This is a genomic window from Parapedobacter lycopersici (assembly GCF_024643285.1).
GTDB classification, from domain to species: domain Bacteria; phylum Bacteroidota; class Bacteroidia; order Sphingobacteriales; family Sphingobacteriaceae; genus Parapedobacter; species Parapedobacter lycopersici.
The window spans coordinates 120,174-139,714 of sequence record NZ_JAMSLW010000003.1 but is presented as its reverse complement, the minus strand read 5'-3'; the positions used below and the strand labels follow the sequence as shown (position 1 = coordinate 139,714).

Genomic DNA, 19,541 nt, shown 5'->3' with positions numbered 1-19,541 from the left:
GTTAATAGTCTTCCGTTTTTCTGAAAGGGATTACAGACCAGTTATCGGATTTAAATGAATTGGTTCGATTTTTCTTCTTGCCAAGGAACTTTACGTATATTGCGGTATACGGCTTCATTTTCTCAAGAAGACCAACAAGCCTTTTCGAACCATTTGAGATGGTTCTGATATTGCCATTCTCATCTTCTTCAAGAAAGTTTGCGCATTCCAAATCAATGGTCTTGCCGGATTCCTGATCAAGAACAGTCCTATCTTCAATACCGATAAAGATCAACCTCTTTGATTCACCTGGTTCTTCTGGCGTCCAGTAATCAGCCATTAAGTCAAATGGGAGTAATTCAAGTTCCGACAACTTTGGCAATGGCTTGGTTATGTCAACCACCAAGAAACCATTGCTTTTTTCAATTTTTGCTACTTCTGTACTCATTGTTCTAAGATTTGTTTAATTAACTATTGATATTATCCATGCCATTATTGCGCTCGAAACCACAAGAATAACAAGGCTATAAAGGCATTCCCTAACGGATAATCGAGTGGTATCATCGTTTATTTGTTGACACTTTAAATTCTGCTGTTTCTTAGCCACCGGTAGTTGCCTGCCTTTAAAAATTACCGTTCCGTTTTCGGTTACATAAGATCTTGATGTCACGCTGATCATTTGGAGCCTCCTTTGTTTATGTCGCTTGCAAATGAATTTCCGGCTAACCTTGTAAGTGGATTTTTCCTTGCTGGGGTCAGGAGATATTTAGGCAGTAGTATATCCTGCCAATACTTTACGGTTTGTTTTGGGTTTTGATTTTTCATGCCGCCACCTCCTTACTCTTTAGGCCTGTCAGGAAAGAGTGTATTGCCAGTAACGAAACATCTGATGATTTCAACAGGACAGCTTCAGAGGATGGTCGGACTTCGGGATAAACCCATACGTCTATTCCCTCTACATTTCTGAATGTCTCAAACGCCACACGGTAATCTGATTCATTGTTAATTTCGAATGCCAGTTTCACGATGTCAAGCATAGTTTTTTGGTTAGGCAGCATGTTCGACCCTCCCTTCTGACAAAATTAATTTTGCCTCTTCCAGCGCTTCAGTTACAGCAACATTATAGTCGAAACCTGTTTCGCCTGGCTGTATTGAATAAGGTTCATGATCTGGGTATTCCCATCCGGATATGGTCTCTCCTTCCTGATCAATGAAAGGAACGTATACATAATTGAATTCATCGTCCGACTCAAATATTGCCGTCATCCCGTATGTGTCACGTTCGTAATCGACGTATTTCCAATTTTTTCCCTGGGGATCTGTTACTTGGAATTTTTTCATAACTTTGTGCTTTAGAGTTTCTAAGATTTATTTGAAGGTCTCCTGTTCCCGCAGGAGGCTTTTTTGTTTTTGTCCTTAAAATATTCCCTCACCACTTCCTTTAATGCATTTATGCGCACACGTTCGGGCAATTCAGGGGATATGTAGGCTATTTTCATTACGCTTCTTCCAGCTGGTCAAACTCCACCCCTATCGTAACCTTCAATAATCTTCTGGCTTCGTTGATAACCACTGCATCATTTCCTTCAGGGCGATAGTTAAGCTGATCCCATATTGATCTCCTGTTATAGGGTTTATCTGATTGCTCGTTCACCGTGGCCTGAAGGAGCGAACCAAGGCCACGGTGCCTTTTGAAATGATCTTTTATGAATCCAATCTCAGAGGCGCTTACATTGACTAAATTTTGCATTTCAGACATAATTGATTGATTTGTATTACCTTTGTATTTGTACGAACAAAGATATATAACGTAGGTTATATTTACAAGAATTATTATAACATTTGTGATATTATAATTATATATGTCTGTATATCAGGACGATAATGTTAGTTGGCGGGTAAAAAAACTTCGAGAATTGCTAAAAATGAAGCAGCAAGATTTTGCTGTTAACGCTGATTTGAAGCAAAGTCAGATTTCACAAGTAGAAAGCGGCTCTAGAAATATAACACCTGAGATAATTTTAAAATTAAGAAAAGCATATAAGGTCAACATAGATTGGCTCGAAGAAGGAATAGGCGAAATCTTTGAGCTTAAATCCGATGAAATCCAACTCAGCGGCGATCATGTGCCTTTTTTCGACATGGATGTAACAGGAAGTATTGTTGAGAGTTTTAGCGACATTCAAGAGTCGCCAACGTTTTATATAGATTTTAAGCCGTTCAACGATTGTACGGCTTATTTTAGAATCTATGGAGACAGCATGTACCCTAAATACGCGGGCGGAGAAATAGTAGCAGTAAAGGAGGTTCAAAATAGAAATACCATCTTATGGGGCGAGGCGTACCTTATCGTTACTGATGCCTCAGAGAACAACTTAAGGACCGTTAAAACTGTTCATCCCTGTGAGTCTGACGAAGGCTGTATTGTCTTGAGGGCGTCGAATCCCAATTTCAGAGGTGATACTATTATCCGTAAAGAATCAATAATTTCAATGTTTATTATTAAGGGGAAGACTAGGATTGACCATCTATAAATCAAAAGTTTTGAATAATTTCGGCTATCCGAAACAAAATTTTTAAACAAATGTAAATTATGAAAAAAATCTTACTTTTATTATTTACTGGCCTAATAACAACAATTATATCCTGCAAAGAGAAATCGGGTGATGACATTATTATTGTTAAGGTGGAGGCAAGTGTCCAAGTAGCTATTGAAATTAATGGGAATAATGCCGGGACATTAAAAGGCTTTGAGCTTGGTACGTTTGAAGTACCCGAAGGAAGCTCAATGACAGTAAAATCATCCAGTATTGGCGCTGGAGGGTTTGCTCCAGAGGGCTGGGTGCAGATTACTACGCCTAAAGGAACAAAACAATACTCAATAGGCGATAGAAATAATGCAACTATTAAATTTTGATATATTTTACAATCTAAAACTGATTAAAATGAAATCTATTTTATCAATCCTCGCCTTTATATTGCCGCTTATTTGTTTTGGACAAAAAGAAGATAATCAGTATATTTACGCTGAGTTGGTAGGCATGCAAAAACTTCTTAGTGCCAAAGTAACAGTTGAAGTTGATTATGGTCAAGAGTCCAAGCTATTCGATTTTAACGACAGTAAACGTCTCATAGACGAATCGACAGGAAAACCAAAAGTTTTCAATTCAATGGTTGATGCAATGAATTTCATGGGATCACTGGGATGGGAATTCGTTCAGGCGTATGTTGTCAGCACAGGACAACAAAGCGTATATCACTGGCTCATGAAAAAATCAGTCGATTCTGAAATGATTAATAGCTCCATACCTCCGACAAAGGCAAACGAATAATACAATCAACATGTGGTTAATACTTATACCAATAATCGGGTCTATCCTATACGTCCTCATATGGGGGTGGGTTAAGCTTGTTAACTTTTTATTCAACCCAGTAATTAAAAAACTGGAGGCGAAGAAAGCCAGGCTCCAAAAGACAGACAACCCCTATATTGTCCAGCACCGCATGAGGGTTCACAACGATAAAATGTATGATGAGTACCTTGAGTGGATGAGTAAACATTATCCCGGTGTACCGATTGATAAATTTAAGTTCCCAGAAGAGCAAGCGTTTGAAAGGGAAATGAATTCAGCTAATCGTCCGTTCAACAAGAATAAATAGAATAAAGTTAGCCTAAACCATGTGCTTTCTATCCAAAGACTTTTATTTCAATGCTCAGGTTTGGGGCACGGTATCAGACTGGGTTATGATCGGGGTTACGGCCGCCACGGCCTATTACCTTTACCAAACTTTACAGTCTCAACGAGAAACACAGGACTTACAGCAAAAGACAACAAAAAGTTTGCGGCCGTTGAACATGATTATCCTGCAACAAGGGCATAACCAATCCGGGTACTCAGGGACATAGCAGCCGATATTTATGGGATTAAACCTTCCGGCATAGGGTTTGTTACATATTTATCATAATTGATAACAATTTTGCTATATCAAATTTGATACAACAAAATTTTATATATTTGTATAAATTTATTTTCATATATAGGAATAATTTTTTCTACATTGATTATAGAAAGGAGAATGAGCCATGAAGCGCGATAATGGCAACTATTGCACCATCAAGTTAAAATCAAAGGAGAATATTTTATTTGGTATAGCCTCACTATTTGGTGTAGTAAACCCAGTTTTGCATGACTCTGTTAGGGAAACATTGTACACAGATGATGAAGATTCAGTGGCCAAGGACTGGAGCTCAATTGGAAGTGATTTCAATAATGCTTTAGATAAAGCAATAGAAGAAGAGGCCTTATAAGATATGTCTGAAAAACTTCAGCCTAATGAAGACGGAAATAAAAATGTCCCGTCAAAATTCGCTTCAGGAGAATTATCCAAAGCAGAGAAGATTCTGAAGAAGCAAGATCCTAGCATATTTACCGACCTTAGCCCTAATAAGAAGCAGGCAATAATCAGAGCAACAGCCACTATTGTAAGCTACAAATCCCACTCTGGACCATTACCGGACGCAGAAACCCTGCGAGAATACTCAGAAATCATACCAGATGGCGCAGAGAGGATCATGAGAATGGCGGAAAAAGAGCAAACCTTTCGTCACGACCACCATCGAGAAATAGTTAGGCGGGGATTAAACCAATCATCAACAGGACAAATATTAGGCTTCATTCTCTGTGTATTGCTTATTACCGGGGGAATTTATTTAGCGATAAACGGAAATGATTTATTGGGATTTGCAGCAATTATAGTTCCTGCCGCGACATTGGCCAGTGCCTTTATATTTCAAAAGAAAAAAGACCAAAAGGCGGAGGATTAGCTTTTATAATAAAGCACCACTACATTTCATTATGTATTTAAACACTGACCGACCAGCTGACTGTTTCGATAAAAATTAGTTAGGTTTAAGCATGAAAAACGCCGAAAAACTGACCATGCGGCATATTAAAAATAAATGGACGGGTTCGAATCCCTCCGACTCCACAGCACCAACGAAGCCCGGCCACCGCCGGGCTTTGTTTTTCGGCTGTATACCCGTAAAAGCATAGAAACTGTATCGGTAACCCTATTTTGTTTCTGCGTTACTTTGCGCTATGTGCTGAAGCGGACGGAGGCAACCTACCGTTGTGAAGCGCTACCGACAAAAAAGGGCGATGTACTAAAATGAATTTTATGAGCACGTATCAACTCAAAACAGGATTAGCAAATATGGATATTGCGGCCATCCACGACTTTTTAAGTCGGGAGAGTTACTGGGCAAAAGGCATTCCAGTGGAAACGGTGGAAACCTCATTAAAAAATTCTTTTTGCGTGGGCGTATTCGACGGTGATGTGCAGGTAGGGTTTGCCCGGCTGATCACAGACTATGTTACCTTCGCTTACTTAGCCGATGTCTACATCCGGCAGGAGTACCGGAAAAAAGGGCTGTCCAAGGCACTCATGCAGTACATCATGGACCTGGAATGGATAAAAGGGTTAAGAAGGGTGCTTTTGGCTACGCTGGATGCGCACTCGCTCTATGAGCAGTTTGGGTTTCACCTGTCGGAAAACCCGGAATTGTTTATGGAAATAAAAAGAAATAATCCATATACTGACAATTAACGATAACGCAGGACCCGGCCACCGGTGATCAGTTGTTGGGAGGAAATCAGGGATAAATTCCTTAACCGGCAGTCCTTTCGGAAACAGGCACCTCCCCTGACCGGCTATTACAGGGGCAATGCAGATGCGGTATTCATCAAAAAGACCATCCCTGATCAATGTTTCTGATAAATCGGCGCTGCCAAAAATATACTTATCGCCGTTTCGGCGGCTTTCCGTTTATTTAGCTCCGCTGCTACATTTTTGTTTATCAGCGTGGAGTTATTCCAGGATACGGAATCCAAACTGCACAAACAGACCAGCTTAGGGGGTCTGTTCATGAATTCTGCGATTTCGCCCCCGGCGGACTGCCAGTGTGCCGCCATGCCTTCGCAATTCTGCGTGGTTTTAGTTCCACTCCCGTAAAATCCAAAAGCAGACAGTTCTTCCCGGTTTGCAGACGCAATGGCTCTTTCCCATCACATCCGCAGCTGTTAGATTAACGGCCGTACTGCAAAGCAATCAAAAAGTCACCCTACCAAAAAAATACCCTAAAGTGGGTATTTCAATTGCTGCCCTTTCGGAATACCTTTGCAGCGGTAGATAAAAATTCCCGTCCCTTGGGAAAATAACTCCTGTCGCCTGATAGGAGTTTTTTTTATCCTTAAAAACACGGAAGGGAAGTTATACAGGTTAGTCCGGAAATTAAAATCATTACAGGCCTAAAACGCAGCCAAACAGCAATAGCCATTCTTTTTTATCAAACACCTTGATAATCAAAAATAAACTTACTACCTTTGCCCTCCTTAAAATAAGTTTAGGATAAAAGCAAAATTTAAAAAACTGTAAATGCCTACTATTCAACAATTAGTTAGAAAAGGTAGAGTAGCTCTGGAAGACAAGAGTAAGTCTCCAGCGTTGGACAGCTGTCCACAGCGAAGAGGCGTGTGCACCCGCGTGTACACCACTACCCCTAAAAAACCAAACTCAGCCATGCGCAAAGTAGCCCGTGTACGCCTTACCAATGGTAAAGAGGTAAACGCATACATTCCGGGTGAAGGGCACAACCTGCAGGAACACTCGATTGTGTTAATCCGCGGGGGACGTGTAAAAGACCTGCCCGGCGTACGTTACCACATTATCCGTGGTGCCCTGGACACTTCCGGTGTTGCGGGACGTAACCAACGCCGTTCGAAATATGGAACCAAACGTCCCAAACCGGGACAAGCGAAATAACTAAGCGGAGGATAAGAAGATGAGAAAGTCAAAACCGAAGAAAAGAATCATTTTACCGGATCCGAAGTTTAATGATACACAGGTAACCCGTTTTGTAAACAACATGATGGTAGATGGCAAAAAATCTATTGCATATACCATTTTTTACAAATCCATGGACTTGGTTGAACAGAAAACCAATGAGAATGGTTTGGAAACCTGGAAAAAAGCATTGAATAATGTAATGCCGGCCGTAGAAGTAAAATCACGCCGCGTGGGCGGAGCGAACTTCCAGGTGCCGACGGAAGTACGTCCGGAACGCAAAATCGCACTGGGCATGAAATGGTTAATCAGCTTTGCCCGTAAACGTGGCGAAAAAACCATGTATGAGAAACTGGCTGCGGAGATCATTTCCGCTTCCAAAGGTGAGGGTGCCGCAGTGAAAAAGAAGGAAGATACACACCGGATGGCGGAAGCCAACAAGGCGTTTTCGCATTTCAGATTCTAATACAACAAAAAACGCAGCATGAATTACACCGATTTAAATGGAACCTCAACACCCCAGGTAAATCGGTGTATTTTTTTGCCAAGTAATTGAAACAGCGCCTGCGATGCAGGCAATGCACTCAGGTAATCATTTAATACCATGTCAAGAGATTTAAAATACACAAGAAACATCGGGATTGCCGCGCACATCGATGCCGGTAAGACCACGACAACGGAACGTATCTTGTTTTACTCAGGCGTAAACCATAAGCTCGGTGAAACGCATGAAGGGTCGGCAACAACCGACTGGATGGCCCAGGAACAGGAGCGCGGGATTACGATTACATCGGCCGCCGTGACGGTAGACTGGAATTACCGGGGTCAAAAATACCATATGAACATCATTGATACCCCCGGACACGTTGACTTCACCGTTGAAGTGAACCGTTCGTTACGGGTACTGGATGGACTGGTATTTCTGTTCTCGGCAGTTGACGGCGTAGAGCCACAATCCGAAACAAACTGGCGTCTGGCCAACAACTACAATGTTGCCCGGATAGGCTTCGTAAATAAAATGGACCGCTCCGGCGCGGATTTCCTTAAAGTGGTTAAGCAAGTTAAGGAAATGCTGGGGTCTGAAGCCGTGCCGCTCCAACTCCCCATTGGCGCTGAAGATAACTTCAAAGGCGTTGTTGATTTGATCAACAACCGTGGTATCGTGTGGAACGAAGAAGATAAGGGAATGACCTTTACCGAGGTACCTATCCCCGAAGACATGCTCGATGAAGTAGCCGAATGGCGTGAAAAATTACTGGAATCAGTAGCAGGATATGACGAATCATTGATGGAGAAATTCTTTGATGATCCCAACTCCATCACGGAACGTGAAGTGCTGGATGCGCTGCGTAAAGCAGTGTTAGACAACTCCATTGTTCCAATGGTATGCGGGTCTTCCTTCAAAAACAAGGGTGTACAGACCATGCTTGACTTCGTTATGGAATTGCTTCCATCTCCTTTGGATCAGGAAGGTATCCGGGGCACCAACCCGCGTACAGACGCCGAAGTGTTGCGTAAGCCGGATGTAAAGGAGCCGTTCGCTGCCCTGGCATTCAAAATTGCAACCGATCCGTTCGTAGGCCGTCTGTGCTTTATCCGGGTATATTCAGGTAACCTGGACGCCGGATCGTATGTATACAATACCCGTTCGGATAGCAAAGAACGTATTTCACGGATTTTCCAAATGCACGCCAATAAACAGAACCCGATCCCTAACATCAGTGCGGGTGATATCGGTGCAGTTGTAGGCTTTAAAGACATTAAAACCGGAGATACACTTTGTGATGAAAAGCATCCGATTGTGCTGGAATCCATGAACTTCCCTGAGCCGGTTATTGGATTGGCAATCGAGCCTAAAACGCAGGCAGATGTCGATAAATTGGGTGTGGGCTTAAGCAAATTGGCCGAGGAAGATCCTACGTTCCGCGTAAAAACGGATGAAGAGACCGGCCAGACCGTTATTTCCGGAATGGGCGAGCTTCACCTGGATATTCTGATCGACCGTTTGAAACGTGAGTTCAAGGTGGAAGTGAATCAAGGTGCACCTCAGGTGGCGTACAAAGAAGCCATTACCGGAACTGTCCAACACCGTGAGATTTACAAGAAACAAACCGGTGGACGTGGAAAATTTGCGGATATCCAATTCGTTGTATCCCCTGTGGACGAGGACTATGACGTCAGCAAATCACCACTGCAGTTTGTCAATGAGATTGTGGGTGGTGCTATACCAAAAGAATACATTCCTTCGGTACAAAAAGGCTTTGAAAGCTCCATGACAAATGGTGTGCTGGCTGGCTTCCCGCTTACCGCATTGAAAGTACGTCTTATTGACGGATCCTTCCACGCGGTCGACTCCGACTCACTGTCGTTTGAAATTGCTGCACGCAGTGCTTATCGTGAAGCTTTACCAAAGTGTAAGCCCATCCTGTTGGAGCCTATCATGAAAATTGAAGTACTTACTCCCGAGGAAAACATGGGTGATGTAATGGGTGACCTTAACCGTCGCCGCGGTCAACTGCAGGGCATGGATACCCGTGCCGGTGCGCAGGTGATTAAGGCCCTGGTACCGCTTTCAGAAATGTTTGGATATGTAACCCAACTGCGTACGATTACATCCGGGCGCGCTACCTCTACTATGGAATTTGACCACTATGCAGAGGCACCGCGAAATGTACAGGATGAAGTCATCGCAAAAGCAAAAGGTAAAGTAAACGCGTAAACGTATAATCATCCGGTTGCCTGTTGTAAATAGCTCTAACAGGCAACCTTCACTTTTTTTAAATAAATAACATGAGCCAACGCATCAGAATCAAATTGAAATCGTACGATTACAATCTGGTAGACAAGTCTGCCGAGAAAATTGTAAAAACAGTAAAACCTACGGGCGCTGTGGTAAGCGGACCTATCCCCTTGCCTACCGAGAAAAAAGTGTACACCGTTCTGCGTTCACCGCACGTGAACAAAAAAGCGCGTGAACAATTTCAGCTCTGTGCCTACAAAAGGTTATTGGACATTTACAGCTCCAATTCAAAAACTGTGGATGCACTGATGAAACTTGAACTGCCCAGTGGCGTTGAAGTGGAAATCAAAGTGTGATCTATCTTACGGTTTCAATACTTGAAAAAACCAAAAAGGGCAGCTCTAAAAGAGTTGCCTTTTTTATTTCCGATTATCCGGCCTATTTACGGATCCAAACAAAAACCCCTGCCACATATGGGCAGGGGTCACTGTTTATCACTCTTCTCTTCGTTACAATGCAAATCCCAGTCCAACTGACCATACCCGGTTGGTCTGTTTCACGTCACCCACGCCGTCCGGGGCAATATCGGTAAGTCCAAGACCATAACCGCCGTGAATAATCAGCCCGTTGTTGAACTGGTAACCACCGATGAAATTCAGACCAAAATCCGTCCCTTTCTGATCGTTTTCGCTTCCAAATTTAAAATCGCCGACTTCGCTGGCATCTCCATTACCTCCTGTCACCTTATTCTTTCCCGAAAGCCCGAATCCTACGTAAGGTCCGGCGCCCACAAAGAGGTGTCCCATCTGCCCGGTAGGTGCTTTGGCAACCAGGTTTACGGGGATTTCCAGCCACATCGTATTTTGCGTTACACGATAGTCCTCTCCCATGAAAGAGCCTTCCGCAAACTTAGCCCCTTTACCCTGTAACGAAATACCTGGTTGCACATAGAGATAATCAGTGAAAATCGGTGCATCCAGAAATGCCGTTACATGAAAATTGGTGGAGGCGTCTGTTTCAATCGAATTATCATTTCCGGAAAAATTGTACTTCGGAAAATTTACGCCGGCTTTGATACCAAAACCCATTGGCTGGCCCTGTGCAAAGACGCTTACTGAAAACGCCAGTATTGCTATTGATAAGATTAACTTTTTCATACTTTTCTTTTTTTACTCAATACTCCTTTTCCGTTATCGATGCAAGATATGCGCCATAAGCGTCCCTAAATACAAAAACCATTGATTATAAACACGTTAAAAAACAAATGTCGAAGTGTTATTGGTGTATAAATTTCCATACACTATCGTTTTTCGGACGGCAGCCTAAACCGATATGCCATGCGGATTTCCATATTCTTCTCCTAAAACACGAATTGGTGTTGTTGCGGCTTTTAATTATCAATAATTTATTTTAGCTTTGCAGTCCTTTAGAAAAGGGTCGGGTGGCCGAGTGGCTAGGCAGAGGTCTGCAAAACCTTTTACAGCGGTTCGAATCCGCTTCCGACCTCGTTTGTTTTTACAATTTAAAAATAAGAAAATGGGAGTTACACGCTTAAAAAGAAAAGACCGCAGAAATAAAGTAGTGGCAAAAAACGAAGTGCAGTTTTTGAAACTTGGCAGCAACATCGAAGCGGGCAGCCGCTCAAAAATGCCCGCAGGCAGCCAGATTGTGAAAAACAATGCGGTATTGGATAAATTGGCCGCGTCAAAAAAATAAGCGCTGATTAATTTCGTGGGTCCGGTGCATTCGGGCTTTCAATATTATTTATATTCAGGAGATCCGCTATTAGGCGGATTTTTTGTTTTGATGACACGCTGATCCCGCTCCCCATGTTTATTATACCGGTAGGCGCATAATCAGTACCAGGTACAGACTCCCTTGCAGAAGTATGGAATGAATGGGCTCCGGTGGCCTTGGCAATCGTCAGCACATTATTTTCATCGATCCCCGACCCCGGCATAATTTCCACTCTCCCGTCCGCTTGTTTCACCAATTCCCCGATTAGCGCCGTACCCTCCAATGCCGTGTTTTTCATGCCCGAAGTGAGCAATCGGTTACAGCCACAACGGATAATGGCCTCCAGGGCCTCCAATGGATCACGGCAACGATCAAAAGCACGATGGAATGTCACCTGCATCGGTGAAGCGCAGTTCACCAATATCCGCAGGCGCTCTTCATCAACCGAACCGTCGGACCGGAGCAGTCCGATGACCACACCGGCGCATCCCGTGGCCCGGCAATACCCGATATCGGCTTTCATTTCTTCAAACTCGACATCCGTATACAGGAAGTCGCCCGCCCGCGGCCGGATTAGCACATGGACACCGATGCGGAGCAACTGCTTGGCTAATTGGATCTGCCCGTGCGACGGTGTTATTCCACCGACCTCAAGGTGCTGGCATAACTCCACCCGCGTAGCGCCACCTGCCTGGGCAGCCAGCGCGGAGGTTACGCTATTAGCACATATTTCCAATTGATAAAGTGTCATATAACACAGTGTACGGAACGTTCAAAAATAAGAAAATCATCACGATATGGTTACAGAATTATTGCAATATAATTTGTAATTAATCTTAATAACGATTATGTTTGCCAAGTTATTTAAACAGAGTCTAAATAAATGACCCGTCAGATACTCCTTTCCTTTTCGGTTGGCCTCCTGTTTGCAGTGCCGATCAGCGCGCAGCAGATGCGTACGATATACGCCGGTGACACCTTGCAGAATAATCCCCTTGACGAGGTGGTGGTGACGGGACAATACGAACCACAGTCTGTTAAAAATTCCGTATACCGCGTGCGCACCATCACGAATGAACAGATCCGCCTGCGTGCTTCCACTACGGTCGAGAACATCCTGAACACCCAGCTGGGTATGCGGTTTTCCAACGACCTCACCCTGGGCGAGTCAGATATTCAGCTGATGGGCATGTCCGGACAGAATGTGAAGGTATTGATAGACGGCATACCCCTTATTGACAGGGGCGCAACAAAGCAGAGCCTTAGCCAGATTGACGTAAACAATATCGAACGCATCGAGGTGGTTGAAGGTCCGATGTCAGTTACTTATGGCACGGATGCCCTGGCCGGTGTAATTAACATCATAACCAAAAAAGCGGCAAAAGACAACAATCTGGTCATCGGTGCACGGATTCAGGAAGAAAGTGCGGGCAACGAATACGCTGCTTTCCGGAAAGAGGGCACCCATAATGGCAACCTGTCGGTAGACTGGCAGCATCGCGGATGGCTCGCGCAGGTATCGGGCAGCCGGAACAATTTTGGTGGATGGCAGGGAAACAGTGAGGGGCGTCTGCTCGACTGGAATCCGAAAGACCAGTGGCTGGCATCCGGTACCCTTGGCTATCGCAACCGGAAGGTGAATACCTGGTACCGGCTGAACTTCCTGGACGAGGACATCTATATGCCGGGCGCGTTAAATAACCTGAACCTGATGGCAGTGGACAAAAATTACCTCACCTCCCGCTTTACCCACATGCTGCAAACCGAATGGGGTATTAATGACCGCCTCAGTTTTTCAGGTGCCGTTTCCTATCAGGACTATGAACGCCGTACAAAGACCATGCGGTATAATTTCCGTACGGGTGAATCGGCACTGACCACGGGGGCAGGCGAACAGGATACAGCCCAGTTCACCTCCCTTGTATTCCGTGGCACGCTGCAATATAAAATATCCGATAAGGTGTTCCTCCAGCCGGGCATTGAGATTAACCGTAATGCCGGCAGCGGCCAACGTATCGCTGGTACGCCGATAATCGCGGACTACGCCCTTTTTATCTCCTCTGAACTGAAACCCACCCCATGGCTCCATATCCGGCCCGGACTACGTTTTATCCGGAACTCTGTATATGACGCACCACCGGTTATCCCGTCCATCAACACCCGATTCCGGATCAGCGAATCTGTTGATATCCGTGCAGCATATGCACGGGGATTCCGTTCCCCTGCACTACGAGAATTGTATTTCACGTTTTTTGATGCAAACCATTCCATCCGGGGTAACGAGAACCTGAAAGCCGAGTATTCAAACAGCTTCAATGCCTACGTTAGCTGGTACGGCACGGAGCTCGGCAATTGGCGCATCACCAGCACACTGGGCGGTTTCTATAATCGGTTTAACAACCTCATCGATATTGGGGTCGCTCCTGACAATCCGGCGGTGAACACGTATGTGAATATTGACAGGTTCCGCACGGTCGGCACCACGTTTGAGAATTCCGTTTACTGGAAAAATCTGGAAGCCAGCATTGGTTTTTCCTATATTGGTCGCCACAACCGCCTTTCGGACACGGAAACCAACATTCCGGGGATGGTGTGGTCGCCCGAAGTGAATAGCAACATCATGTATTATATCCGCAAATGGGGAACCGGTATCAACCTGTTTTACAAGTACAATGGCGATCGCCCCGGCTATGAAGCCTTGACACAGTCCAACGGCGAAGTTACCGTTAATCGTACGTCCGTTGCTGCTTATCACAATGCCGATGTGAGTATTAACAAAAATATCACCCACTATCTGACGCTGGTTGGCGGTGTGCGTAACCTTTTTAATGTTACCCGGATAGAAAGTTCTTCCCTGGGTGACGGCAGTGCCCACAGCGGCGCTACCAGTTCATTGCCCGTGGGTTACGGCCGGTCGTTTTTCCTCGGCCTCAATTTCCAGTGGTCAAAAAACACGAATTAACAGCTATCCATTCATACATGATTAAAAACGAGACAAAAGCATGAAAACAACAATGAACACACTTAAATCAGTCGGCCTGTGTGCAATGGCTGCGATAGCGGTAGCGGCGTGCTCCCGCGGAAATGATCCGATCCCTGAAACACCACCGTCGGACGGCACCACCCTTACGCTACAAGGCGGAGAAGGCGGCGGCTCGGCGGTCAATTCTGTATATGTGGATCTCAGTGCGGAACAGCAAACTTCCGTGGAACGTGCTGGCTGGAATCTGGGGTTCTACTCCGGAGCCGGATTTCGGGTCATCCTGAACGGGACGACCGGTACATCGGCCATGGACGCAGGAACTACTGATCTTGCTGAAGTAAACGCAACAACTTTCGATATTTCACAACTGGCATCAGGTTATGAGCCTTCCAAGATGGCACTTTATGATGATACCGCTGGCCGTGTTGAGCATACCGTGATTGCAGAAATAGCTGCCAACGAAGCGGACAATAATGTATATGTGGTAAACACGGTTTTTGGGAGCGAAGTAGACGCAAATAACGTATGGAAAATACGGGTGCTGCGCGATGGTGATAATGGCTATACCCTGCAATACGCACAACTGAATGCGACTGACTATGAAACACTGCGCATTGCAAAAGACGGCGATTATCATTTTAAACATGTTTCATTTACTGGGGGCCAGGTAGACGGTGAGCCAAAGAAAGCCGACTGGGATTTCATCTGGGGATACAACATCTATTATACCGCTATGGGACCATCTGTATACATCCCCTACGCATTTTCAGACCTGATCTTCATTAATCATTTAGGTGGTGTGTCAGCAGCCGAAGTCATTTTCGAAGATGAAAATGGAGAAAGTACGGGTAAACCGACTTATGCCGATTTCGCCGAGGCTGATTTAAGTGGTGTCACATTCAGCAACTCGCGGAATGTAATTGCATCGAATTGGCGGGTAACCCCCTCACCCTCTCCGAACATTGTTGTGGGCACGAAAAAAGATCGCTTTTACCTGATTAAGGATCCGGCAGGAAACGTGTACAAGCTTCGCTTTACGAGCTTTACTACCGAAGACGGTGGTACACGGGGTTACCCGGAACTGGAATATACCCTGGTAAAACGCGGCTAAACCATAGCGTTTCCGCAACGGATAACACACAGGAGCGCAGTCGGGTAGCCCGGTAATCGGGTTACCCTGCCTCCTCACTACAAACTTGACAACACATACCTTACCATCCATGAACACCAACGTACTATTCGGATGCTTTGCCCTGGTCATCAGCATGGCATTCAGTTCCTGCAATGCACCAACGACGGGAGAAAGCCAAGGGCTTGATTCAGCAAAGATTGTTTCTACCAATGGAACCCTTTCGGAAATACTGGTCGCACTGGGAATGGAAAGCCATATTGTCGGCGTAGACGTAGCCAGCACCTATCCTGCTAGTTTGCAGGAAAAACCGAAAATAGGTCATAACCGGGATATATCCGCAGAAGGCGTCCTCGCGTTGGGGCCAAATCTGGTACTCGGCATCAATGAAGTGATCCGTCCGGAGGTAGCCGATCAAATCCGGGCTTCAGGCGTAAAACTGTCCCTGTTTAACCACGAGTATTCAGCCGATGGTGCAAAGCAACTCATCCGGGCTGTCGCTGATTCGCTGGGTCAGCCTGCAAAAGGAGATTCTCTTCTGCGGGAATTAGCGGCAGATCTGGCCAGGGCCGATTCCATCGTTGCCCAATCGCAAAGCAAACCCCGGGTGTTGTTTATCTATGCACGCGGTACGGGTACCATGATGGTAGCCGGACAGCGCACCCAGCTCGATGAGATGATTAATCTGGCCGGCGGGGTAAATGCAGTCCAGGGGTTTACGGATTTCAAGCCCCTTACGGCTGAAGCCCTGGTAGCGGCTAATCCTGATGTCATTCTGTTGTTTGATTCCGGCCTATCCAGCCTGGGCGGAATTGATGGCCTGCTGGAAGTGCAGGGTATCAGCCAAACCAATGCCGGGAAAAATAGAAAAGTGGTTGAAATGGACGGCCAATTCCTCACCGGCTTTGGCCCTCGCCTCGGGAAAGCCGTAGTGGAACTGGCGGAGAAGATCAGGTGAAAAACTACGGATTTATATTAGTTGTACTAACACTGATTCTAATCGCGGCAAGCGCCTTATCAGTTTGCGTAGGTGCGGTAGAGATCAGTGCGTCGGAACTTTGGTCAATCATGCTGTATCGCACAGGCCTCAGCGGTGACATTCAGTTTAGTCCGCAACAGGAAGCCGTATTAATCAACATACGGTTGCCACGTGTATTATTGGGCGCATTGGTTGGCGGTACCCTCGCCATTGCAGGGGCTGTAATGCAAGGGCTGTTCAGAAACCCGCTGGCGGAACCCGGATTAATCGGGATCTCATCCGGTGCCTCCTTGTTTGCGGTGATGATGATCGTATTGGAGAACCGGATTTTCAACCATGTTCTGACTGCTTTATTCGGCTACTACGCCCTGTCTGTTGCAGCTTTCGTAGGGGCCTGTATCACAACGTTCATCGTGTACCGTCTCGCCGTGGGCAAGGGTAAGGCAGACATTACGACCCTGCTGCTGGCCGGTATTGCCATTAATGCGCTGGCCGGCTCCTTCACGGGCATGCTGACCTTTATTTCTACCGATCAGGAATTGCGTGATATTACGTTCTGGAATTTGGGCAGCCTCGGCGGAGCAAGCTGGAAAACGGTCACCGGCATCCTGCCTTTCACGTTGATTTCATTATGCACCCTGCCGTTTTTCAGCAAAGCCCTGAATGCACTGGCACTGGGTGAATCACAGGCGGGACACATGGGTATCCAGGTGAACCTGTTGAAAAAGCTGGTTATTGTGTTGGCTACCCTGGGTGTAGGCGCCTCGGTAGCGGTGTCGGGCATGATTAGTTTCGTGGGGTTAGTAACCCCGCACATTCTGCGCATGGCGTTTTCTGCCGATCACCGTCTGGTCATACCCGGGTCGGCCCTGTTAGGTGCCTCGGTATTGGTTTTGGCGGATCTGATTGCCCGGACGATCGTTGCGCCGGCAGAACTGCCCATTGGCATCCTGACAGCACTCATTGGCACCCCGGTATTCATTTATATCATTATGGCTGAGCGGAAACGGCGTGTGGTCAACTAATCAGCTGCCAATGGGACATTATCACAGTAAGGAATTTCATTTTTTTGGCAACGTGTGGAAGGTATCCCAATAATATTGCATAATTTTAACTGATTTTAAATAAAAACAACGGAATTACAAAACCATGATCGAAGTTAGCCATATCCACTACTCGGTCGGCACAAAAAAACTGGTCGATGACATTAGTTTCGATGTGCAGCCCGGTGAACTCCTGGCGGTTATCGGTGCCAATGGTGCCGGCAAAAGCACGCTGCTTAAACTCCTCTGCAAGGAGTTGCAAACAAGCAGCGGCGAAATCCACATCCGCCGGCAACCGATCGGCACATACAAACTGGATCAACTGGCGCGGTTCCGCTCAGTATTGGCACAGCAGAACACCATCTCTATTTCGTTTAAAGTACAGGAGTTGGTGATGATGGGACGGTATCCGCATTTCGACAATACCCCTACCGAAAACGATAAGGAGATCGTAAAGGCCGTTATGACGGAGACCGGTATTACCGAGTTTGCCAACCGCGATTACAATACCCTTTCGGGCGGAGAGCAGCAGCGGGTACAGCTGGCACGTGTCATCGCCCAGATCTACGATCAACCGGAAGGCATACTTTTTCTGGATGAGCCGACCAATGGCCTGGATCTGCTCTATCAACAGCAGATTCTCAGTCTGGCACGCAGCCTGGCCGACCGGGGTTACTGCGTAGTCAGCATCCTGCATGACATCAATTTTGCTTCGCGCTTTGCCGATAAGGTATTGATCCTTAAAAAAGGCAGACGTGTTGGCTTTGGCAGTCCAAAGCAGGTGATCAGCTGCGAAAACATCCATGACGCATTCAATATACGCGTGCGTTTACTTGACGACGAAGAGTTTAAGTGCCCACTGGTTATTCCCTCCATGGTATTGACCGAACAATCATAAACACTAATTAGCATACAAATCATTATGGAACATACAACATTATCACTCCGGGAACAATACGAAGCTTTCAAAACCGAAAACCCCAAGGTGCGCATCCGTGATGCAGCCAAGCAGCTGGGTGTTTCTGAAGCGGACCTGGTTGCCGCCGGCGAACGGAACGTGGCACTGAAGCCTGAATTTGAAAATATCCTGAAAGAGATCAGCACATTGGGTTATGTGATGGCACTTACGCGCAACGACCATGCTGTGCACGAGCGCAAGGGAATATATACCAAAGCAACATTCAACGGACACGTTGGTCTCGTTGTAAACCCTGATATCGATCTGCGGCTGTTTATGAATGCATGGCATTTCGGTTTTGCTGTACACGAAGGGGAGCGTCAGAGTCTTCAGTTTTTCGATCAGGATGGCGAAGCCGTACACAAGATTTACCTGACCGAGCAAAGCGATGTTCCGGCGTACGAAGCATTGGTAACAAAATACACAGCCGATGTACAAGGTGCTCCCTTGGCAACCAATGCGGTTGATAAAACCGTGGAAGAAGCCCCTGATAGCGAAATTGACGTAGCCAGTTTTCAACAAGCCTGGCTCGACCTGAAAGACACCCACGAATTCTTCGGTATGTTACGCAAGTTTGGCGTTGCACGTCACCAGGCCATGCGGCTGGCTCCAGAGGGCCATGCCATGGAAATTTCCGTACCTTCCTTAAAACGGATTCTTGAGGGCGCATCCGAACGCGATCTGGATATCATGGTGTTTATTGGCAGTCGCGGGTGTATCCAGATCCATACCGGGAAAACCAAAAAATTACTGCAGACAGGGCCCTGGTTTAACGTACTTGATCCCGAGTTCAACATGCACCTTCGTGAAGATGCCATTACCAGCGTATGGCTCGTCAAAAAACCGACGGAAGACGGCATCGTGACCAGCCTGGAAGTCTTCGACAAAGACGGTAACATCATTGTACAGTTTTTTGGAAAGCGTAAACCGCGTATTCCGGAGCGCGAAGACTGGCGGCAGGTTGTGGCCGACTATGCCGTGGCTATTTAACAAAAGAAAAAGGTGTCCATACGGTCACCTTTTTTTATGCATCATAACTGAATAAATCCCATTTTTCGCCGAGGATAAGTTTTTTTTATTTTATTTATAATCTGTCTAAATAATTTATATCTTTGAACCAGTCTGCCAGGACGCAGGCATCAGGCAGCGG

Annotated in this window: 24 protein-coding genes, 1 tRNA gene and 1 pseudogene; 19 read left to right on the top strand and 7 right to left on the bottom strand. The window is 45.9% G+C overall.

Annotated features, from left to right (window positions below; all coding sequences use genetic code 11):
• Position 1: 1 nt before the first annotated feature.
• From NEV57_RS07375 to NEV57_RS07360, 4 genes are all read right to left on the bottom strand, one after another.
• A complete protein-coding gene (locus tag NEV57_RS07375; protein ID WP_257657667.1) occupies positions 2–427 on the bottom strand; it encodes a hypothetical protein in 426 nt (141 codons plus the stop codon).
• 373 nt (positions 428–800) lie between these two features.
• Positions 801–1,016, bottom strand: a complete 216-nt coding sequence (locus NEV57_RS07370) for a hypothetical protein (protein WP_257657666.1) — start codon at positions 1,014–1,016, stop codon at positions 801–803.
• A 10-nt stretch (positions 1,017–1,026) separates the two neighbouring features.
• Positions 1,027–1,320, bottom strand: a complete 294-nt coding sequence (locus NEV57_RS07365) for a trafficking protein particle complex II-specific subunit 120 (protein ID WP_257657665.1) — start codon at positions 1,318–1,320, stop codon at positions 1,027–1,029.
• A 157-nt stretch (positions 1,321–1,477) separates the two neighbouring features.
• Positions 1,478–1,729, bottom strand: coding sequence for a hypothetical protein (locus tag NEV57_RS07360; RefSeq protein WP_257657664.1), 252 nt, complete (start codon positions 1,727–1,729; stop codon positions 1,478–1,480).
• Between the two features lie 112 nt (positions 1,730–1,841).
• On the opposite strand from NEV57_RS07360, the gene NEV57_RS07355 reads away from it, so the two are divergent.
• The 7 genes from NEV57_RS07355 to NEV57_RS07325 all read left to right on the top strand — a co-directional run bounded on the left by NEV57_RS07355 (position 1,842) and on the right by NEV57_RS07325 (position 5,586).
• Positions 1,842–2,513 (top strand): XRE family transcriptional regulator, encoded by a 672-nt coding sequence (locus tag NEV57_RS07355; protein ID WP_257657663.1) that lies wholly within the window; start codon positions 1,842–1,844, stop codon positions 2,511–2,513.
• A 59-nt stretch (positions 2,514–2,572) separates the two neighbouring features.
• Entirely contained in the window at positions 2,573–2,896 is a 324-nt protein-coding gene (locus NEV57_RS07350) for a hypothetical protein (protein ID WP_257657662.1), read from the top strand.
• A 28-nt stretch (positions 2,897–2,924) separates the two neighbouring features.
• Positions 2,925–3,311 carry a hypothetical protein gene (locus NEV57_RS07345; RefSeq protein WP_257657661.1) on the top strand — a complete coding sequence of 129 codons (387 nt, stop codon included), beginning with the start codon at positions 2,925–2,927 and terminating at the stop codon, positions 3,309–3,311.
• A gap of 10 nt (positions 3,312–3,321) precedes the next feature.
• Positions 3,322–3,639: a hypothetical protein gene (locus NEV57_RS07340; protein ID WP_257657660.1), complete on the top strand. Its 318-nt coding sequence runs from the start codon at positions 3,322–3,324 to the stop codon at positions 3,637–3,639.
• A 424-nt stretch (positions 3,640–4,063) separates the two neighbouring features.
• Positions 4,064–4,288, top strand: coding sequence for a hypothetical protein (locus tag NEV57_RS07335; RefSeq protein ID WP_257657659.1), 225 nt, complete (start codon positions 4,064–4,066; stop codon positions 4,286–4,288).
• Positions 4,289–4,291: 3 nt separating this feature from the next.
• A complete protein-coding gene (locus NEV57_RS07330) occupies positions 4,292–4,804 on the top strand; it encodes a DUF2335 domain-containing protein (RefSeq protein ID WP_257657658.1) in 513 nt (170 codons plus the stop codon).
• Between the two features lie 353 nt (positions 4,805–5,157).
• Positions 5,158–5,586, top strand: coding sequence for a GNAT family N-acetyltransferase (locus tag NEV57_RS07325; RefSeq protein ID WP_257657657.1), 429 nt, complete (start codon positions 5,158–5,160; stop codon positions 5,584–5,586).
• 78 nt (positions 5,587–5,664) lie between these two features.
• Here NEV57_RS07325 and NEV57_RS15790 read toward each other — a convergent pair.
• Positions 5,665–5,775, bottom strand: a pseudogene (locus NEV57_RS15790) (dihydrofolate reductase family protein); the annotation flags it as partial.
• Positions 5,776–6,414: 639 nt separating this feature from the next.
• On the opposite strand from NEV57_RS15790, the gene rpsL reads away from it, so the two are divergent.
• The 4 genes from rpsL to rpsJ all read left to right on the top strand — a co-directional run bounded on the left by rpsL (position 6,415) and on the right by rpsJ (position 9,918).
• Positions 6,415–6,801 carry a 30S ribosomal protein S12 gene (gene rpsL / locus NEV57_RS07320; protein WP_257657656.1) on the top strand — a complete coding sequence of 129 codons (387 nt, stop codon included), beginning with the start codon at positions 6,415–6,417 and terminating at the stop codon, positions 6,799–6,801.
• Between the two features lie 19 nt (positions 6,802–6,820).
• The gene (gene rpsG, locus NEV57_RS07315; protein WP_257657655.1) at positions 6,821–7,288 is read left to right on the top strand and encodes a 30S ribosomal protein S7; all 468 of its coding nucleotides are present in this window, start codon (positions 6,821–6,823) and stop codon (positions 7,286–7,288) included.
• Positions 7,289–7,426: 138 nt separating this feature from the next.
• Positions 7,427–9,541: an elongation factor G gene (fusA, locus tag NEV57_RS07310; protein ID WP_257657654.1), complete on the top strand. Its 2,115-nt coding sequence runs from the start codon at positions 7,427–7,429 to the stop codon at positions 9,539–9,541.
• Positions 9,542–9,612: 71 nt separating this feature from the next.
• Positions 9,613–9,918, top strand: coding sequence for a 30S ribosomal protein S10 (gene rpsJ / locus NEV57_RS07305; protein WP_090632042.1), 306 nt, complete (start codon positions 9,613–9,615; stop codon positions 9,916–9,918).
• Between the two features lie 153 nt (positions 9,919–10,071).
• Here the strand turns inward: rpsJ and NEV57_RS07300 are convergent, their stop codons facing one another.
• The gene (locus tag NEV57_RS07300) at positions 10,072–10,719 is read right to left on the bottom strand and encodes a porin family protein (RefSeq protein WP_257657653.1); all 648 of its coding nucleotides are present in this window, start codon (positions 10,717–10,719) and stop codon (positions 10,072–10,074) included.
• A gap of 278 nt (positions 10,720–10,997) precedes the next feature.
• Here NEV57_RS07300 and NEV57_RS07295 point away from each other — a divergent pair.
• Together NEV57_RS07295 and NEV57_RS07290 are read left to right on the top strand one after the other, a co-directional pair.
• Positions 10,998–11,068 (top strand) — tRNA-Cys (locus NEV57_RS07295).
• 30 nt (positions 11,069–11,098) lie between these two features.
• Complete coding sequence (locus NEV57_RS07290) at positions 11,099–11,278, top strand: spore protein (protein WP_257657652.1); 180 nt, start codon at positions 11,099–11,101, stop codon at positions 11,276–11,278.
• A gap of 7 nt (positions 11,279–11,285) precedes the next feature.
• Here NEV57_RS07290 and NEV57_RS07285 read toward each other — a convergent pair whose 3' ends face one another.
• Positions 11,286–12,050, bottom strand: a complete 765-nt coding sequence (locus NEV57_RS07285) for a copper homeostasis protein CutC (protein WP_257657651.1) — start codon at positions 12,048–12,050, stop codon at positions 11,286–11,288.
• A gap of 132 nt (positions 12,051–12,182) precedes the next feature.
• Here NEV57_RS07285 and NEV57_RS07280 point away from each other — a divergent pair, with 132 nt between their 5' ends.
• From NEV57_RS07280 to NEV57_RS07255, 6 genes are all read left to right on the top strand, one after another.
• The gene (locus tag NEV57_RS07280; protein ID WP_257657650.1) at positions 12,183–14,261 is read left to right on the top strand and encodes a TonB-dependent receptor plug domain-containing protein; all 2,079 of its coding nucleotides are present in this window, start codon (positions 12,183–12,185) and stop codon (positions 14,259–14,261) included.
• 40 nt (positions 14,262–14,301) lie between these two features.
• Positions 14,302–15,393 (top strand): HmuY family protein, encoded by a 1,092-nt coding sequence (locus NEV57_RS07275; RefSeq protein ID WP_257657649.1) that lies wholly within the window; start codon positions 14,302–14,304, stop codon positions 15,391–15,393.
• Positions 15,394–15,502: 109 nt separating this feature from the next.
• Positions 15,503–16,369 (top strand): heme/hemin ABC transporter substrate-binding protein, encoded by an 867-nt coding sequence (locus tag NEV57_RS07270; protein ID WP_257657648.1) that lies wholly within the window; start codon positions 15,503–15,505, stop codon positions 16,367–16,369.
• Positions 16,366–17,415 (top strand): FecCD family ABC transporter permease, encoded by a 1,050-nt coding sequence (locus NEV57_RS07265; RefSeq protein WP_257657647.1) that lies wholly within the window; start codon positions 16,366–16,368, stop codon positions 17,413–17,415. The genes NEV57_RS07270 and NEV57_RS07265 overlap by 4 nt, the downstream gene beginning before the upstream one ends.
• 124 nt (positions 17,416–17,539) lie before the next feature.
• On the top strand, positions 17,540–18,331 hold the full coding sequence (locus tag NEV57_RS07260; protein ID WP_257657646.1) for a heme ABC transporter ATP-binding protein: 792 nt from the start codon (positions 17,540–17,542) through the stop codon (positions 18,329–18,331).
• A 24-nt stretch (positions 18,332–18,355) separates the two neighbouring features.
• The gene (locus NEV57_RS07255) at positions 18,356–19,381 is read left to right on the top strand and encodes a hemin-degrading factor (protein ID WP_257657645.1); all 1,026 of its coding nucleotides are present in this window, start codon (positions 18,356–18,358) and stop codon (positions 19,379–19,381) included.
• Positions 19,382–19,541: the final 160 nt, after the last annotated feature.

Coding starts and splice junctions, on each gene's coding strand:
- NEV57_RS07375 (WP_257657667.1), bottom strand. CDS start 427: ATGAGTACAGAAGTAGCAAAAATTGAAAAAAGCAATGGTTTCTTGGTG.
- NEV57_RS07370 (WP_257657666.1), bottom strand. CDS start 1,016: ATGCTTGACATCGTGAAACTGGCATTCGAAATTAACAATGAATCAGAT.
- NEV57_RS07365 (WP_257657665.1), bottom strand. CDS start 1,320: ATGAAAAAATTCCAAGTAACAGATCCCCAGGGAAAAAATTGGAAATAC.
- NEV57_RS07360 (WP_257657664.1), bottom strand. CDS start 1,729: ATGCAAAATTTAGTCAATGTAAGCGCCTCTGAGATTGGATTCATAAAA.
- NEV57_RS07355 (WP_257657663.1), top strand. CDS start 1,842: ATGTCTGTATATCAGGACGATAATGTTAGTTGGCGGGTAAAAAAACTT.
- NEV57_RS07350 (WP_257657662.1), top strand. CDS start 2,573: ATGAAAAAAATCTTACTTTTATTATTTACTGGCCTAATAACAACAATT.
- NEV57_RS07345 (WP_257657661.1), top strand. CDS start 2,925: ATGAAATCTATTTTATCAATCCTCGCCTTTATATTGCCGCTTATTTGT.
- NEV57_RS07340 (WP_257657660.1), top strand. CDS start 3,322: ATGTGGTTAATACTTATACCAATAATCGGGTCTATCCTATACGTCCTC.
- NEV57_RS07335 (WP_257657659.1), top strand. CDS start 4,064: ATGAAGCGCGATAATGGCAACTATTGCACCATCAAGTTAAAATCAAAG.
- NEV57_RS07330 (WP_257657658.1), top strand. CDS start 4,292: ATGTCTGAAAAACTTCAGCCTAATGAAGACGGAAATAAAAATGTCCCG.
- NEV57_RS07325 (WP_257657657.1), top strand. CDS start 5,158: ATGAGCACGTATCAACTCAAAACAGGATTAGCAAATATGGATATTGCG.
- rpsL (WP_257657656.1), top strand. CDS start 6,415: ATGCCTACTATTCAACAATTAGTTAGAAAAGGTAGAGTAGCTCTGGAA.
- rpsG (WP_257657655.1), top strand. CDS start 6,821: ATGAGAAAGTCAAAACCGAAGAAAAGAATCATTTTACCGGATCCGAAG.
- fusA (WP_257657654.1), top strand. CDS start 7,427: ATGTCAAGAGATTTAAAATACACAAGAAACATCGGGATTGCCGCGCAC.
- rpsJ (WP_090632042.1), top strand. CDS start 9,613: ATGAGCCAACGCATCAGAATCAAATTGAAATCGTACGATTACAATCTG.
- NEV57_RS07300 (WP_257657653.1), bottom strand. CDS start 10,719: ATGAAAAAGTTAATCTTATCAATAGCAATACTGGCGTTTTCAGTAAGC.
- NEV57_RS07290 (WP_257657652.1), top strand. CDS start 11,099: ATGGGAGTTACACGCTTAAAAAGAAAAGACCGCAGAAATAAAGTAGTG.
- NEV57_RS07285 (WP_257657651.1), bottom strand. CDS start 12,050: ATGACACTTTATCAATTGGAAATATGTGCTAATAGCGTAACCTCCGCG.
- NEV57_RS07280 (WP_257657650.1), top strand. CDS start 12,183: ATGACCCGTCAGATACTCCTTTCCTTTTCGGTTGGCCTCCTGTTTGCA.
- NEV57_RS07275 (WP_257657649.1), top strand. CDS start 14,302: ATGAAAACAACAATGAACACACTTAAATCAGTCGGCCTGTGTGCAATG.
- NEV57_RS07270 (WP_257657648.1), top strand. CDS start 15,503: ATGAACACCAACGTACTATTCGGATGCTTTGCCCTGGTCATCAGCATG.
- NEV57_RS07260 (WP_257657646.1), top strand. CDS start 17,540: ATGATCGAAGTTAGCCATATCCACTACTCGGTCGGCACAAAAAAACTG.
- NEV57_RS07255 (WP_257657645.1), top strand. CDS start 18,356: ATGGAACATACAACATTATCACTCCGGGAACAATACGAAGCTTTCAAA.